Raw genomic sequence first — 16,977 nt, forward strand, 5'->3', positions numbered from 1 at the left:
GAATTAACCAACTCCATTTAGTGCCGACAAGGCAGCGAAAGAGAAACCGAACAACGCTTGCGGCCGCGCAAAGCACCGGCGCTCGACTTAACAAAGCGCGGAGTATACATATACCCGCCAGCTCAGCCCAGCCTCCAACACCGGCGCGAGCCGAAGACCGCACGCTGCTCGCATCCCGTAGGAGCGGTCCGTGGCCGCGAAAAGAACACCAAGGACTGACTGATGTATCGCGGTGTTCCGTTCGCGGCCACAGACCGCTCCTACAGAGTTGTTACATCGACGATCCAACATCAATCAGGGTTTGGTTTTCACCTTGGCAACATCACCGCCAGGCAAACCTTGTTCCGGCTCGGGGCTGAGCCAGACGTTGACACTGTCGACACTCTCTTGGTTCAACTTGCCACTCCAACGATTCAACATGAACAGGTTGGTAATGAAGTCGTACTGCGATCTCAGCAAATCCCTACGCGCCTTGAACTCGTTCTGCACACTGGTCAATACATCCACCGCATTCACCACGCCATAGGCAAACGCCTTCTGCGCGGCCACACTCGACTGTTGCGCCGAAGACAATGCGTTCTTGTTCGCGCGGATCTTTTCCACACTGGCCTGGGCGGTCAGGTAGGAAGTGGTCGTTTCCTTCACCACCTGCCGACGCACACCCTCAAGGTCTTGCTCGGCAGCCAGCTGGTCATCGTACAAACCCCGAACCCGCGCCGAGGTGGAACCGCCGCTGTAGATCGGTACCCTCACCCCAAGCGTCGCCACGTAGCTGTCGCTGCGAGGCGTCAAGGTATTGTCGTAGCCCACGTCACTTTGCTGAGCGCTCAGGCTCACACTCAGTTGCGGATAGTGCCCGCCCTTACCTTCGCGCACCGCCGCATCGGCCGCTTCGGCGCCACTCTGGTAGGCCTTGAGCAAAGGGTTGGCATCCATGGCCTGGGAGACGAAATTGGCCAGCGGCGCAGTCGGCGCCTGCAAGGCCACATCGTTGCGTACGCGGCTCAGACGTTCGTCGATGCGCCGGCCGACGATCTCGGACAAGGCCTCACGACTGACCTGCACCTGGTTGCGCGCATCCACTTCCTGCGCCGCCAAGGCATCGACGCGTGCCTTCAGATCGAGCTGATCGGTGATCTTGGCCATCTGCCGCTCGTAGAGCATGTTGATCCGATCCAGGTTCTTCTGCGTAGCCCGCCGCTCGGCCTGCACCAGCTCCAGTTCGTCATCGGCGGCCAACGCGATGAAGTATCGCTTGGCCAGATCCACCGTGGCCTCGGCGTGGGAATCTTCGGCCTGGGCGCCTTTCTGCGCCGTAACGCTCTTGGCCTTCTGCCAACCTTCCCAAGCGGTCTTGTTGTAGAGGTATTGAGTCAGGCTCAGGGAATAGCTCTTGTTGTCATAGATCTCACGCGCGGCGTCGTCCTTGCGTAAAATCCGGTTGAAATTGCTCTGCGCCGACAACTGCGGCAGCAAGCCGCCCAAAGCTTCGCGCTGCTGCTCGGAAGCAGACCGCGCCCGGGCATAGGCTGCCAGCACGCGCGGGTCTTCCAGGCGCGCCTCACGGTACAGCCCGGCCAGGTCCAGTGCGTAAGTCGAAGCCGACACCGGTGGCTTGGGCGGGACATCGTTGGGAACCAGCGGTTCGGCGCCAACGGCCTGCAACGCCAACATGCTCAACATCACACCAGGTAACAAACGCGACACAGTCATTCCTCGATCATCGACGTGGCGAACATGTTCTGAGCGGGCTTGAGCAGATACTCGAGCATGGTGCGGTCACCGGCATTGATCAGCACCTCAGCAGGCATCCCCGGTTGCAACTTGCGATCGCCGAGCTTCTTCATGCCATCGTCGGAAACCTTCACGCGCACCAGGTAGTAGGGCTCACCCGAGCGTTCGTCCTTCAGGGCGTCAGCCGAAATACGCGTCACCTCGCCCTCGATCACAGGCGTGGTGGTGCTGTTGAACGCACTGAAGCGGATGTCGGCTTTCTTGCCCAGCGATAGGCGGTCGATATCGTTCGGTGCAACGTGTGCCTCGACGATGAGTTCAGCAGACGCAGGCACGATATCCAGCAGTGGAGTGGCCGCACTGACAACGCCGCCGACCGTGTGCACTTTCATGTCCAGCACCATGCCACTCTCTGGCGCCCGAATGACTACACGAGACAGGCGATCGCTCAATGCGCTCTCCTTCTCCTGAAGATCGAACACCTGGGCCTGTACGTCAGACAACTCGTTGGCCACATCCGAACTGAATTTCTTGTCCAACTGCACGATTTGCAGTTCCGTTTCGCTGATCTGCAACCGAGTTTTCACAATGGTGGACTGATGATCGGCTACCTCTGACTTGAGCATGTCAAGGCGGCGCTGCTGCTCCAGCAAACGCTGATTGTCCACGAAACCCTGGGAGAGCAGATCCTTGAGCTGGACAATCTCGCCGCTGTAGGATTTCTCCAGATTCTGCTTGGTCCTGATCATGTCTTGCAGACCGAGTATCTGCTGTTTCAATTGACTAATACGCTCACGCTGGACTGAAATCTCACTTAACCGCGAGCCGTGACGTGCACTGAAAACCTGCTGCTCACCGGCCAATGCTTCCTGCGCCCGATCTGAATCCGTACCTGTCAGAACCACAGGAGGAACTGCCTGCAAACCGTCGCGTTCTGCGCGCAAGCGGGCTTCCTTGTAGCGAGCGACGATTAGCTGATTTCGGGTCGACTCATACTCGGCACTCAATTGCCCTTCATCAAGGACAATAAGCGGATCACCTTGCTTAACCATGTCACCATCGCGAGCAAGCAATTCTTTGACAATCCCGCCTTCCAGGTGTTGAACGGTTTTACGGTAGCTCTGCACGGTCACGTTACCAACGCCGTGCACCGAGTTCCCTAACGGTGCTACAGCAGCCCATGTGCCAAAAATACCGAAGGTGACAAAGACAATGGTCAAGCCAATGCGTCTGATGCCCCGATCCGACGTGGGCATGTCATCGAAGTTGTGATCGAACGTCGTAATTGCCTTGCTGGTCACTGATGAGTTCCTTTCAAGCGCCGGTGGGTGCGGAAGCAGTAGGTGCCGGCGCGCCTGGGCCTGCTGGAGATGCCGGAGGCGTCGGCGCGGCAGGCGCTACCCCACCCGGAGTCGCAGCGCCAGGCTGGGCCACGCGAGCCTGACCTTTTGCCTGCTGGGCCGCGAGCTCGGCAATGACCTTGTCTCGCTCGCCATAGAGAGAAATCGTCCCGTTCGACATCACCAATATGCGGTCCAGCCGCGAAAGAATATTGGGGCGGTGAGAGACGATGAAAACCGTAGCGCCCGTCTCCTTGATCTTCTGCAGTGCCACACTCAACGCACGCTCACCCACTTCATCCAGGTTCGAGTTGGGCTCGTCCAGTACGATCAACCGAGGGTTGCCGTAGATGGCACGGGCCAAGCCAATTCGTTGACGCTGGCCACCGGAGAGGTTGACTCCGTCGCTACCGATCACGGTGTCATAGCCGTCAGGAAGCATCAGGACCATCTCATGAACACCGGCTGTCTGTGCCGCCTGCACGACCTTTTCAGGGTCGATTTTCTCGAAGCGCGCAATGTTGTCGCTGATGGTGCCTTCGAAAAGCTCGATGTCCTGAGGCAGGTAACCAACGTGGGGCCCGAGTTCATGCTTATCCCAACTACTGATGTCCGCGCCGTCGAGGCGCACCACTCCATGCTGCGTGGGCCAGATGCCCATCAAGGCGCGTACCAAAGTCGACTTGCCTGCCGCGCTCGGCCCGACAATCCCCACGATGGAGCCTGCGGGTGTGACGAAACTGATGTTGCGGATCACCGGAGCCTTGGCACCCGGAGGTGCGACCACCAGGTTCTCGACCTGAATGTGCCCTTGTGGCGCTGGAAGCGGCATGCGTTCCGGCTCAGCGTTCAGCTTGTTCAGCACTTCGCTTAGCCGACCGTATTGAACCTTGGCGGCGATGAAACCCTTCCAGCTACCGATCATTTGGTCGATGGGGGACAGCGCGCGCCCCAACAGCAGCGAGCCCGCCATCATCAGACCCGGTGTCACCTGATGGGTGATCACCAGATAGGCGCCGATGCCCAGCATGATGGACTGGGCCCAGTTGCGGAACGTTTTGGAAATCGACGTAATAGTACCGCCCTTGTCACTCGCCTCGGACTGAAGCATGAGCACCTTGCGCTGACGCACCGCCCACCGATTCATGAGGGTTTCCAGCATTCCCATCGACTCGATGACTTCAGCATTGCGCAAAGTCTTGCTGGTGGTGACGTTGGAACTGACGCTTTCCTTGTTTGCGGCGGCGAGCGTGTTCGCCGTATAGCGGTGGTTGATGAACGCCAGCACCACCAAGACCAGACCCGATGCGACGGTCATCCAGCCAAACCAAGGATGGAAGAGAAACATCACTGCCGTATAGATTGGGAACCAGGGAGCATCGAAGAAGGCAAACAGGCCGGGACCGGTCAAAAATTGCCGCAGCGACGTCAAGTCGTTCAAGGACTGCGCCGTGGCGTCCATCCCCCCGCTGCTAAGTGCGCGCTTGAAGCTAGCTCGGTACACGTCACGACTAAGAAGGACGTCGAGCCGGTTGCTGATGCGCACCATGATTCGGGAACGTACCCACTCAAGGGAGCCCATGGTGATCATGAGGATAGTCAGAATCAGGGTGAGCATCACCAGCGTGGATGTGCTGCTCGCAGGAACGACCCTGCCGGATACCTGAATCATGTAGAAAGTTGGTACCAGCATCAACGCATTGACGAAGAAGCTGAAAAAACCTACCGAGAGGAAGCTGGTTTTACAGGCCTTTAAAGCCGCTTGCAGATTATTCTCGTGTGACCGACTCATAGTATCCGTACTGAAAAATTGGTAAAAACGGTGTGCAGTGTACCACCCACATCCGCGTGATAGGAGGCTCTACCGTAACCGCTAATACCTGGAGAAAACCGGTAATGCGGTCTTACGTTGGGCAGCATATGGAACAGACCGATCCAGCACTACGGTTATTTCCTATTTTTTTATTCAGTTTGCGTCTGAATATCGGCTTTCCAAGACCACATCTCTGTAAGTTGCCTCCGCATTCAGACGTCACCGAGCCACAGCTGACAAATTGATTCTGCACTGTCAAGCAGATCATTCCCAATTTTCCGCAAGTAATAGCGCAGTGCCACTAATATTGTGACCGAAAATTGTCGAAATAAACGCTTACATATATCAAGCTATTCATCTAATTGATTTATAAGGGCATTTATAAATAAATGCGATCAGATTTTTCATAGATTTTAGCTTTTCGAGGAGCAGCCGCCGCATGCTTTTTCCAGAACTCCGGACGGCTAGAGCTCGCCTCGTCAAGCGTGTAAGATTTTTTTCACCCGGTGATTGACAACTCCCCCTCTCAGGCTCAATCATCCTCGCTCGAAGGGACGCCACCACTGGCCACGTTATTGTTTTGGGCTTGTCATTTCTAAATGGCACAGTGTGTTTAAGCCAACAGGAAATCGGAATTTCATGTCACTGCCTTCGCATGCACTAGATGGATTGAAGATCAGCTCGCGGGTCACCCTGCTAGAGCCTGGAATGTACATCTTTCGTTATGCTTCGCAGCCCCCTGCAGACAAGCCTGTTTGCATCGCACTACAACAAGCGCCTTTGGGCAAAGGGTCCATCGACTTCTTCCCGGCTGAGGGTGTGAGCAAGAACATGCTTACACACTTGGGCGACACAATAGTTGCCCGTGTCAAAAGTGGTGTGGCCACTGTTCTGATCACCGAATATCACATGTTCGATGCTGAAATTGATCCGATAGATCTGCGCATCGACCGTATAGACACCTCTCCTGCCATCATGCGCAATTTCTCTGTCGTTGCGACCCCAGAGCCCAGCCCGGCACTCGCGGCAACAGCCTCCCCCGCCACGCTCAAGCTCATCGCGCACCTCCAGGGCGCAGGCGACGTTGAATCCACCAAAGGGTGGGTGGGTGAGCATGACGGCACGAAACGCCTGGAAGGTTTTTGCGTCATCTGGGAAAACAAGCCAGAAGGCGTGGATCTCGTCTACACCTCAACAGTCGCCGGTTCGGGCCCAAGCCCCAACGTGGCTGCCGGCACCTTCACCGGGACACGCGGCAAAGCCTCTCCGCTGATTTCGGCAGGCTTCAGCCTGGTCGGTCCCAACCGCTGCCTCTACGAATTGTCTGGCCACATCGTGTTCTCCGGCTCCTCGCCGCAACTCGTCGTGGCCAACCAGATGATGTATGGCCCCACAGGCACCGAGCCTCTGGTGGCGCTGCATCTCTCCATAGATCCCGTCACGAAGATGAACGCTCCCCGCAATAAGTCTCCGTGGGAAAACTCTGCATTGAAGCAGAAAATCAGCAGCACGGGCCAGATGGCCTGAAGTAACAGGAATTACACATGCAATACGACAGCCCTATTTCGTCCGAATCGTTCCAGACCACTCTGACCGGTACCAACTTCTCGTCCGCTACCGCGGCCGCGATCAGCACCCTGCTGAGCTTGGAAACAGCTGCCACCGTCAACCTGGCTAGCTGGGATGGCGTTTCGACTCCTCTGACTCCAACAGGTCAGACTGCTGCTGCTGAAGTCGTAACTGGTACCATCGCTGGCCGTACTGGCGACACCGTTACCCTGGCCATTCCTGAGTCTCTGGCCTCGGCCAAAGCGTTCGTACTGGACAGCAATGCCAATCTGAACGTCACTTTCAATCCTGCTGCCGTTGCCCCAGTAGCTCCAGCAGAAGAAGTGTCGACCTTCAGCGCATTCAACATTGCGGCCGCTGCTGTTGCCGCTGACGCTACTACTGCTGTCGAATTCCTGGTCAAAACCGGTAACGGCGATGACATCATCACCGTAAATGGCGATCAGAACTCCTACATCGATGGTGGCTTCGGCAACGACATCATCACCACTGGCAATGGCAACAACACCGTAGTCGCTGGTCTGGGCAACAACGTCATCACCACCGGTACCGGTAACGACACCATCATCCTGAGCGGCGTGAACCATTCCGACGTTGTCAACACTGGCGCTGGCTACGACGTGGTGCAACTGGACGGTTCGTCCGCAAACTACAGCTTCGTTGTTGGCAACAACTTCAACGTAACACTGAACGGCACGCAGGACTTGGGTCAGACAGCTGCAATCACCAATGCTGAATTCCTGAGCTTCACTGATAGCGCTGGCGTGATCAGCACCGTTGCTCTGGCTCATAACGAAGCTGAAGCCGCAGCGTTGCGCCTGTATGACGGCATCCTCGGCCGTGACGCCGACGCTGGTGGTGCCAAGCAGTGGACTACTGAGGTCAATGCAGGCACTTCGCTGTCGACCATTGCTCAGAACTTCCTGAGCTCTGCCGAGTACACCAACGGTGACAACACTGCGTTCATCGACACTCTGTATGGCGCTCTCCTGGGCCGCAGCGTCAGTGATGACGCTACTGGTGCTCAGAACTGGTTGAGCGTATTGGCCAGCGGCGGCTCGCTAGTAGAAGTCGTTACCGGCATCGCAACTTCGCAAGAAGCCATTGTCAACGACAGCCGCAACGGTGATTACGTCCAGGCTCTGTACACTGCGGCGTTGGGCCGTGATGCAGGTGAAGACGGTCTGTCTGTCTGGGTCGGTCAATTGGTGAACGGTGCAAGCCGTGCGGAAGTCGCTGCAGGCATCCTCGGTTCGTCCGAAGCTGCTGAGAAGTCGACTGACAACTTCCTGAACGACCTGTACGTGAAAGCACTGGGCCGTACCGAAGATCAGGCTGCAGCCGACGTTGCTGGTAAAGCAGGTTGGGTCGAGGCTCTGGCCAACGGCGCTACTCAGGCTGACGTTGCCATCGGCATCATCGGTTCGCAGGAAGCGATCGCTCACATCGATAACGTTGTAGTACTGCACGGCGCGGTGTAACTCACCCTGCCGAGTTGAAGATACGTCCAGCTGAAAGGCTGGGCGTGTTCTGAAAAAAAGGGGCGACTTTAGGGTCGCCCTTCTTTTTATTTTGAATGGCGAATCGAACAGCCCATGTCCAGAAACCTTGATCGTGAGCGAGAAACGCTCATGGACATTTTTCACCGCCACCGTCAGGCCAATGAGCATGACCTCGCCGCTGTAGCGCTGGAACGCGCCATGCAGACATCCGAATACCGACCGGAGGCTCTGATCTGGAAAGGTATCGATGCGTTGTCGCACGATCCTCAACTGGCATTTATTTTTCTAAGTAACGCAGCTCATCTCCTGCCCCATCGACCAGACGTACATGCGTTGGTCGGCCGATGCATTCTGCTCCAGAACCAACCTGAAACCGCGAAGAAATACCTGAGTGCGGCTTGGCAGAAAAACCCCAACGATGCCTCGTTGCGGATGACCCTGTGGCAAGCTCGCAGCCAATCAGAATCATCTCAGGATCTGCGCGCGTCTATCCTTGCTCACCTTCCTGATATCAATGAAGCAGCCGAGCTCTCGTTCGTCCTCAAGTTGCTGCTCGCCCAGCCCGATACTGCGTCCACTGTCGGGGTAGTTCGCTTCAATCCTGCTGACAGGGAAATCCAGGGCTGGGCAGTCGACCTCAGAGATCCGCAAACGGCCCCTACCCTGCACCTTGAAGCCAACGGCCAGGCGATGAGTGTTACGGCGAATCTGGCACACCCGTTGCTCACAGCTGTCGGCCTTCCTTCCACTCACGGCGGCATTCGAATCAAGGTCCCCAACCCCACGCCGGCGGTGCAGGTACGGTTCGGGACAGGGGCAGCCTTGTTGGGTAGCCCTGTTTCGGCGATGCCTACCTTCGTTCCCCCCCCCGCACTTGAGGGAGCGGGCGCAACGCAGCCAGTCGATGTATTGATTCCCGTGTATGACGGCCTCGAGGAAACGTTGGACTGCATCAACAGTGCGATTGCAGCCCGCAAATTGAACCGCACTCCCCACAGAATCGTGGTGCTGGATGACGCGACCCCAGTTCCGGCATTGCATAAAGCGCTCAAGATTCTCGCAAGCAAAGGCAAGATCAAGCTGATCCAGAACCCAATGAATCTCGGTTTCATCCGAAACATGAATCGCGGAATGGCACTCAGTGGCCTGCAAGATGTGGTCTGGCTAAATGCCGACACGCGCGTACACGGCAACTGGCTGGACCGCCTGCGTGACAAGGCCTATACAGCAGCCGATATCGCTTCGGTGACGCCGTTCACCAACAACGGCGAACTGATGAGCTTTCCAGTCAGCCGAATCAGCGCGCCAATGCCGACAGCCTCCGAACACGCCGAACTCGACGAACTGGCGCGCACGGTCAACAGTCCAGCGGTAGAGCTGGAGACAGGATGCGGCTTCTGCCTTTACATAAAACGCAGCGCACTGGATGCGGTGGGCTACCTGGACGAAGTGCACCTCAGCCGAGGTTATGGCGAAGAAACGGACTGGTGTCTGCGAGCGCGTCAGCATGGCTTCCGCCATCTTGGTGCGCCCAACGTCTTCGTGGCCCATAAAGGCGGAGTATCTTTCAAGGAAGAAAAACAACTAAGGGTTGCCTACAACAACGCCATATTGCGCAAACGGTTCCCCACTGCCGAGGCGGACTATGACGCGTTCTGCAAACGGGATCCATTGCGGCCGGCTCGAAACGCTCTGCAAAGTGCGCGCTTTGGCAGCCTGTGCAACTGGCTAAAAAGCGAAGCAATCATCTGCGGTTCAGCCGTCGCGCTTCATGTGCAGCCGGACTCGCCACAAAACTTTGCGTTGAGTCTCGTCTACAGACAGGGGGACACCGGCATTGTTGCGACACTCTCAGCTCCGATGAAGCCCTTGGCGTTGGTCATTGATTACAGCCTGCCTAAAGACGGGAAGGTACTGTTTGGCCATCTAACCTCCCTGATCAAAAACGGGGTAGCAAATTACATTTACGCAGGGGGCCCGGTGTTGCCCGCCGATCTGGAGCATACGTTCGACGCGGTTGGCCTCACTGCGTCCGTTGGAGCGGCGAACAGCAACCCCACGCATAGACCCTCCATAGTCGAGAAGCCAGCACAGCGGATGCTCATCGCAGACGATCTGTCACAACCGGCAACGCTTGAGAGATGGATTCAAGTGGCTAGACAGTTCCGCAGGGCCGCTTCGTCCACTATTTTCTGTGTAGAAGGCGATACTCCAGCATTGAAAACCCTACTTGCCACAGGAGCGGTGCAAGGCTTGACTCCTTCCCCTGGGTTCGAGCGGGCAACGTGGGTGACGTTGAGCGGATGTAAAGTGCTTGCCACTCTGGATACTGGCCTACTCCCCGATGCGTACTGCATACGGATGGCTGCCTTGCATGACATACCGCTTCACTCAATGCGAGCAAATGCCATCAGCGAATCCACCTCCTGCGCGCCCGCGCAGCTGGATAGATCAAGGACAGAGGCTTCGAGCCTGACAGAACTATGAACGATCAGAATACAACCACTATTCGCGGGCGACTAACCGGGCTCTACGGTGATGTGCTACAAGGCTGGGCTATGGATGCTGCCAAACCGGATCTGAAACTGGTGGTGGAGATCCATGTGGACGGCAGTAGCGTGGCATTAGTACGAGCCAACGAGTTCTGCCCAGACGCGGAAGCAGGTGACCAGTTCAACGGCTTCGCCATTCAACTTCGCGAGAGTTGGTTGAGTACTGGCAACGTGATTACGGCACGCGTTGCCAATCAGTCCGAATGGTTGGCAGGCACCATCCAACTCCCTGCAGCAATGCCTTCCGAGCCGGCTCCCGCCGCGTCTCAGGTCTGGCACACCGGAGGTTTGAGAATTAGTGGCTGGGCATTCGATGCCGCCGATCCAAACCGCTCGGTCACTATCCACGTCCGCGAAGGGACGAATGTACTGGTCAGTGCTCAGGCGGATCGGCTTCATCATGCCTTGGCGTACAAGGCCAGTCGTAATCATGGATTCGAACTGGATCTACCCTGGACACTCGCTGACGGCAAAGCTCATACGCTGCACGTGCAAAATGATTTGGGTGAGCCGCTATCCGGTAGCCCGCTGACGTTGTGCGGCTGGCCGGAAGGCTTGGAGGCGTTATTGCGCAGCCATACCTCGACCATCGAAGACAATCCAAAGCTCGCGTTGCTGGCGGAAGTTGCCCGTCATCAAGAGCTGATTTTGCCCAAGAGCGCAGGCTTCCATCATTACCCGAAATGGTTCGAGGTGTTCCAGCAACCCCGGCCAGCCAGTGCTGGGCTCGGCCTTACTTGCGGCGCGCTCATCATCAGCAACGGCGATACAGAACTGGAGGGGCTGTCCAGACTCAGCCTCAGCCAGCAATGCCATCAAATTAAAGCGGTGGAGGTAGTCGCTGAATCGGACATGCTCAGTGGACTCCATCGCTTGGTGGATCAAGGCTGTGACACTATCATTCCGGTCAGCGCCGGTGATCGACTGGCCCCGTATGCTCTTGATTATCTTGTACCCCTGCTGGAGGGCGACACTGCATGGGCATACGGGGACTGCGACTGCGACAGCCCAACGGGCGCACGTTCATCTCCATGGCTCAAACCCGTATGGGATGTTGATCTGTTCATAGGCGCCGATCTGTTCTCCGCTGGTGCCATATTCGGCGCACGCCTCCTTGAGCGTGCTGCAGATGCCGCCCTCACGGGGTTGAATACTTCATCGCTGGACTGGCACTCACTGCTGGCAGGCGTGGCGCTGATAACGGAGCGCGACGCGCTCGAAGTCACGCACATTCCTAAAGTGATTTACCACCGGCATACGGCTCGTCCGGTAACACCTGTGGATGCACCACGCTGCGAGCGACGAGAAGCCGCCATGTCCTGGCTGGTCGACTCGATGTCCAAAGGCGCTTTGGTGGAATCCATTGCAGGTTTCCCAGGCCTGCTCAGAGCTCGTTGGCCGTTGCCGGCAGTATTGCCTAGAGTCTCGATCATGATTCCTACTCGGGATCAGGTTAAGTTGCTGCGCACCTGTGTCGAGGGGGTGTTGCGCCAAACTGATTATCCGAATCTGGAAGTCATCATCATCGACAATGAGTCGAGTGATCCCGACACCCTGACGTACTTGGCTGAGCTGGAGAATCGCGGGGTGGTAATACTGCCGCATCCCTTCCCATTCAACTACCCAGCCGTGAACAACCGCGCGGCAGAGATAGCGACTGGTGAGTTCGTCTGTCTGCTCAATAACGACATCGAGATCATTGGGGATGACTGGTTGAAAGAACTGGTGAGCCAAGTCGTGCGGCCGAGCGTGGATGTCGTTGGCGCGAAGCTTCTGTGGGCTAATGGAATGGTCCAGCATGGAGGCGTAATCATCGGGATCAACGGATTGGCAGCCCATGCCGGTAATCATCTGAACGCTGCTGACGCCGGCTATATGGGACTCAATCAGTTATCTCACCGCTCGAGTAGCGTCACGGGGGCTTGCATGCTGATGGAAACAGCACTGTACTTGAAACATAACGGTATGGAAGAAGGGACATTCCCGATAGCGTTTAATGATGTCGATTTGTGCTTACGTATACAGGCGGCGGGAGGTAAGCTGATCTGGGACGCCTTTGCCCTGCTTATACATGCGGAGTCGGCAAGCCGAGGAAAAGATATATCCTCTGACAGGCGTGCTCGTGCCCAACGTGAGCAAGATAACTTCATAGCGCGATGGACAGCAGAAGGCAAGGTGGATCCGGCTTATCATCCAGGAATGTCGCACGATTATCTCTCGGGGCCCTATGGGGGACTGGCATTACCACCTAAACCAATGGTCAAGCGAAGCGGAAGAGGATGCTGGTAAGCGGTACAGGTGACAGCAAAATCACATCGCGGCAAAACCATGAACATCAGTTCTCAAGGTAATGAAGCATGCTTTCCATAGCGAATTTTAAAAACGGTCCGAGCTCTTCAGACAACGGAGAACTCCGCAGCCTGAACATTGATGAGTACTCTCAAGCTATTCCCAGGTTAGAGGTCATCGGCTTATTGAATTTCTATCAACTACATCTCGCCATTTGGCAGTTACGCGCTGATGACCTTCAAACCATTTTTGATATAGATACCGTGCCAGGTAAAATTGGTTTTCTTGCATGGTGCGCTTCGTCAGGCATGTCCGAATACCAAGCTCTTTATGAGCTACAACCATTTCGCAATGAGTTAAATCTCCCCGCTCTAATTCCGGAGACGAGATGGTCGGCCGGCATATCACGCTTGATACAGCTAGCAGTTTTTGTGACCCCGGAATTAAAAATAAGCTACTTATTGGAGAACGAACACGAGCAACTCACAGCTCTGACTTGGTACTTTTGCTTGAATGGACATAAATCTTTCCCAGCACCAGGCGGTGTTCCACGTTGGCAGAAAGACTTTCTGATAGACCAGGTCGACCTGCTAGCATCCAGACTGGCACAACTGGTTTATAAAAGTCGACCTGATGTCCGCGCGGCGTTTGATCTGAAATCCATAACAGGCATTGAAGGATTCAGGGCTTGGATGAGCCATTCTGGCTTAGTGGAAAACGGGCTTATCGAAGTGTATGAATCCAGGGATAGCGACCCTACACCTAAAAAACCGGTTCACACATCAGCTAAACCTTTCGGAGTAAACCTAATTGGCTATGCGTTTGGCGAACTGGGCATTGGCGAAGACGTGAGAATGGCTGCAAAATCTTTGCATGCAGCAAAAATACCTTTCACGGTAATCAACTATGACCCTGGTGATTCAATAAGTCAAAATGATCATTCAATAGAAGAGTGGGTCGGAAACGAATTTTGCTTCTCGATAAACTTATTCTGCCTTACTGCGCTAGAGCATTTTAGGTTTTATGCTGAAAATGGGGCACAAACAGTTAACGGGTATTACAACATTGGCTACTGGCCTTGGGAGCTTCAAAATTGGCCAGCGAATTGGATCCACTGTTTCTCGCTAGTAGACGAGATATGGGGCTCAAGCAAGCACATCGTCGACGGCATACGCCGTGCAGGATTCCATAATAGTATATTAATGCCGATGGCCGTTAGCATATCGGACCTGCCACCTTCCAAAAATGTTTTACGCGCACAGATCAATATAGAAAAAAACTCAACGGCATTCATTTTCTCATTTGATGGGAATTCATCATTCAGACGAAAAAATCCGATAGCAATACTTGCCGCTTTTAAGGAAGCTTTTCCTGAAAACAGAAAAAACGTAGCTTTAGTGATCAAATGCATGCGAGCTGATAGCGAGAGCGCATCGTGGCGCCAGGTGCAGAATGCCGCAAAACGTGACGATAGAATCGTGATAATAAATGAGGTCATGACCAAACCTCAAGTTATAGCGCTCTACAATGCTTGTGATTGCTTTGTATCGCTACACCGTGCCGAAGGTTTCGGCAGAGGCATCGCCGAAGCACTACTACTGGGCTTAGATGTTGTAGCGACAAACTATGGCGGCAACGTTGACTTCTGCAGACCACTTGACTCTCTTCTCGTAGATTTTGAATTAGTAGAAACATGCGCACAAAGCTATGTTGAGTCTAAAGCAAATTTTTGGGCAGAGCCTACAATGACTCACGCAGCTTTTCAAATGCGTATCGCTGCGTCGAAAGAGAGAGCTGCATACAGAAAGTTAAATTATGATGAGCGCATGGCAAAGCTTCATAGAATTTTTTCTCACGAAGCTATAGGTTCACAATATCGCGAACGACTGATTCAGATCAACAGCGCATCAAACATTCATTCAATCACTCCACATGTAAATTAGTGAGAATACCACTTTGAACACACAGCCCCGCATTCAGATTGACAGCCTTAGTGCCACAGAAATTACAGGGTGGTTTTATGACCCCTCTAATAAACTTGGCAAAAAGCTTAATATACATGCCAATGGTAAAATGGTAGGCAGCCTCGATGCTACGATAGAACGTATTGACGTCGCGAAGGCCTTGAACTGCGATCCAAGATGTGGATTCTCATTCAGGTTTCACAAACCTCTTAAAGGTGATGTAAAGATTTCCATTCTTGGAGGCCAAAACAACGACACTATGATTGGAGAGGTACTTTTCCAAGGCACTCAAAACCTAGGGAGCATGCCAGCACCGCATGGCGATAGAAATATTTATTTTGATGTATCTGATTTAATCTACTTTATCGGACACCATGACAACCTGACAGGCATTCAACGAGTTCAGTCATGCATAATCTTGTCCATAATACGAGACAAGCTATACCCAGCCAACAGCACTAAATTTCTATCGTACGATAATCGCAAGCATGAATTTATACTCTTAGATTCAGTCTACGTCGTTCAACTGTTAGAAGATCTTTTCCTGCCTCTTGATCAACGCACAGTATACTTCGATCGTATTGATGCACGACTCGGCGTACTTCCTAACTCCAGCAACATGGCAGCTGACGGGAGTAAGCAAAATGTTGTCTGCCTCCTGGGTGCAGCTTGGGTCAACCAAGACTACTTTGCTCGAATTCTTGAGTTGAAACGGACTTATGGTTTCAAATTTGTGATGACAGTGCACGACTTGATACCTATTTATGCATCCGAAACTTGCGATCAAGGGACTACTAAAGTTTTCAAAAAGTTTTTAAATCAAGCATATCGCTATACTGACGCATTTCTTTCAGTCTCAGAAAATACGGCAAGAGATATTCAAAAATATGCAAACCGTATCGGAGTAACGCCTCCTCCGGTACATGTGGCGAAAAATGGATCGCATTTCAATGACTTCATTGCCAAGGAAAATACCGATACCATTACAATTGAGAGTTTAGGCATTAACGGAAATTACGTGCTATTCGTTTCGACTATTGAGGGTCGAAAAAATCACCAACTGATGTTTGAAGTATGGCGAAACATGATCCAAGCTGGAGTCGACGTCCCAACGCTCGTCTGTGTCGGACGCAACGGTTGGCGGGCCGAAGAATTCCTGAATAACCTAATTTCCACTAATTATCTAAATGGTAAAATCAAGCTTCTTGCGGACATCAGTGATGCTGAACTAGCAAAACTATATCAAGATTGTTTATTTACAGTATATCCAAGCCTTTATGAGGGGTGGGGGCTGCCTGTTGGCGAAAGTCTGGCTAAAGGCAAGATATGTGTGACTTGCATGAACTCGTCCCTTCCAGAGGTTGCTGGCGAGTATGGGGTTTATATAGATCCAAACGATGTACACGATGCAACGGCTAAAATTCAAGACCTCATCACTGATGAGCCCTCGCGGACAAATCGCGAGAGTAATATTGTGACCAACTATCCTAATATTTCTTGGTCTGAGGTCGCGCAAAATACGATCAACGCTGCTCTAGGCTCTTTTGATAACCATAGTTTAAATACCTATGCAAAACCAGAGCTAGGAAAGGAATACTGCTTCGGGACGATACCTGAATTTAATGGACACCAATTTGGCGATTCTATAGTCAACGAGATTGAGAACAGTCGCAAACTTCCAATTTCGAGAGTATTTGCTAGTGACGACCGATTTATCATTGGAAATGAAATCAGAAGCGGTAAGAAGTGGAACGCTCCAGAACAATGGGGTTGCTGGGCAAGCTTCGGCGTGCATCAGTTAGCCTTTCAAATAGAATCAACCAGACGCAGCCCTACCGGCTACGTACTGTACCTGAGCCTTCATCTTCCCCAGCTGCTAGTGGGTGAGCATATCAAATACACTTATGCTGGAAAAACTGTGTATTCGGAAAAAAGTAAGTCAACCGATTTCATCATCAAATTGGACATTAACATACCGTCTGATGCTAAGCCATTGGAGGATGATGTGATAATACTAAAGGGTACTATTTCGGCAAGCCAAAACAAGATAGACGAGCTCGCGAAGATAGATACCAGGATGCTGGGCATTGGGTATCGTTCATTTATACTGATTGCAAACGAAGATGCGTTAACCCGCATGTCGATATTAGAAAATCTAATGACTCTTCGGTGACATTTAGTCCATAGATGCGGCGACCCTGGGCGGACCGCCGC

Annotated in this window: 9 protein-coding genes; 6 read left to right on the forward strand and 3 right to left on the reverse strand. The window is 53.6% G+C overall.

The genetic code is table 11. The annotated features are described in order from the left end of the window. Nucleotides 1–294: 294 nt before the first annotated feature. From IFT76_RS01605 to IFT76_RS01615, 3 genes are read right to left on the reverse strand one after another with little or no spacing between them, the layout of a single operon-like run. Nucleotides 295–1,713, reverse strand: coding sequence for a TolC family outer membrane protein (locus IFT76_RS01605; protein ID WP_192057198.1), 1,419 nt, complete (start codon nt 1,711–1,713; stop codon nt 295–297). Further along, nucleotides 1,710–2,990, reverse strand: a complete 1,281-nt coding sequence (locus tag IFT76_RS01610; protein WP_197976859.1) for an HlyD family type I secretion periplasmic adaptor subunit — start codon at nt 2,988–2,990, stop codon at nt 1,710–1,712. Before IFT76_RS01610 ends, IFT76_RS01605 begins: the two co-directional genes overlap by 4 nt. 58 nt (nt 2,991–3,048) lie before the next feature. Then, complete coding sequence (locus tag IFT76_RS01615) at nt 3,049–4,866, reverse strand: type I secretion system permease/ATPase (protein ID WP_192057200.1); 1,818 nt, start codon at nt 4,864–4,866, stop codon at nt 3,049–3,051. Nucleotides 4,867–5,595: 729 nt separating this feature from the next. Between IFT76_RS01615 and IFT76_RS01620 the strand changes: the two genes are divergently transcribed. The 6 genes from IFT76_RS01620 (at nt 5,596) to IFT76_RS01645 (ending at nt 16,936) form a co-directional block, all read left to right on the forward strand. Further along, nucleotides 5,596–6,414 (forward strand): hypothetical protein, encoded by an 819-nt coding sequence (locus IFT76_RS01620; protein ID WP_163007613.1) that lies wholly within the window; start codon nt 5,596–5,598, stop codon nt 6,412–6,414. Between the two features lie 17 nt (nt 6,415–6,431). Further along, nucleotides 6,432–7,937 (forward strand): DUF4214 domain-containing protein, encoded by a 1,506-nt coding sequence (locus IFT76_RS01625; RefSeq protein WP_192057201.1) that lies wholly within the window; start codon nt 6,432–6,434, stop codon nt 7,935–7,937. 150 nt (nt 7,938–8,087) lie between these two features. Continuing rightward, nucleotides 8,088–10,445 (forward strand): glycosyltransferase family 2 protein, encoded by a 2,358-nt coding sequence (locus tag IFT76_RS01630; protein WP_192057753.1) that lies wholly within the window; start codon nt 8,088–8,090, stop codon nt 10,443–10,445. Then, a complete protein-coding gene (locus IFT76_RS01635; protein ID WP_192057202.1) occupies nt 10,442–12,799 on the forward strand; it encodes a glycosyltransferase family 2 protein in 2,358 nt (785 codons plus the stop codon). Before IFT76_RS01630 ends, IFT76_RS01635 begins: the two co-directional genes overlap by 4 nt. 68 nt (nt 12,800–12,867) lie before the next feature. After that, nucleotides 12,868–14,742: a glycosyltransferase gene (locus IFT76_RS01640; protein ID WP_192057203.1), complete on the forward strand. Its 1,875-nt coding sequence runs from the start codon at nt 12,868–12,870 to the stop codon at nt 14,740–14,742. Between the two features lie 13 nt (nt 14,743–14,755). Further along, on the forward strand, nt 14,756–16,936 hold the full coding sequence (locus IFT76_RS01645; RefSeq protein WP_192057204.1) for a glycosyltransferase family 4 protein: 2,181 nt from the start codon (nt 14,756–14,758) through the stop codon (nt 16,934–16,936). Nucleotides 16,937–16,977 lie beyond the last annotated feature (41 nt).

Source organism: Pseudomonas sp. CFBP 13727 (assembly GCF_014841915.1).
Lineage (GTDB): Bacteria > Pseudomonadota > Gammaproteobacteria > Pseudomonadales > Pseudomonadaceae > Aquipseudomonas > Aquipseudomonas baltica.

Bases quoted from the DNA above. Each gene is read 5' to 3' on its own strand.
- IFT76_RS01610 (WP_197976859.1), bottom strand. From the start codon at position 2,990: ATGCCCACGTCGGATCGGGGCATCAGACGCATTGGCTTGACCATTGTC.
- IFT76_RS01615 (WP_192057200.1), bottom strand. From the start codon at position 4,866: ATGAGTCGGTCACACGAGAATAATCTGCAAGCGGCTTTAAAGGCCTGT.
- IFT76_RS01605 (WP_192057198.1), bottom strand. From the start codon at position 1,713: ATGACTGTGTCGCGTTTGTTACCTGGTGTGATGTTGAGCATGTTGGCG.
- IFT76_RS01635 (WP_192057202.1), top strand. From the start codon at position 10,442: ATGAACGATCAGAATACAACCACTATTCGCGGGCGACTAACCGGGCTC.
- IFT76_RS01625 (WP_192057201.1), top strand. From the start codon at position 6,432: ATGCAATACGACAGCCCTATTTCGTCCGAATCGTTCCAGACCACTCTG.
- IFT76_RS01630 (WP_192057753.1), top strand. From the start codon at position 8,088: ATGGACATTTTTCACCGCCACCGTCAGGCCAATGAGCATGACCTCGCC.
- IFT76_RS01620 (WP_163007613.1), top strand. From the start codon at position 5,596: ATGTACATCTTTCGTTATGCTTCGCAGCCCCCTGCAGACAAGCCTGTT.
- IFT76_RS01640 (WP_192057203.1), top strand. From the start codon at position 12,868: ATGCTTTCCATAGCGAATTTTAAAAACGGTCCGAGCTCTTCAGACAAC.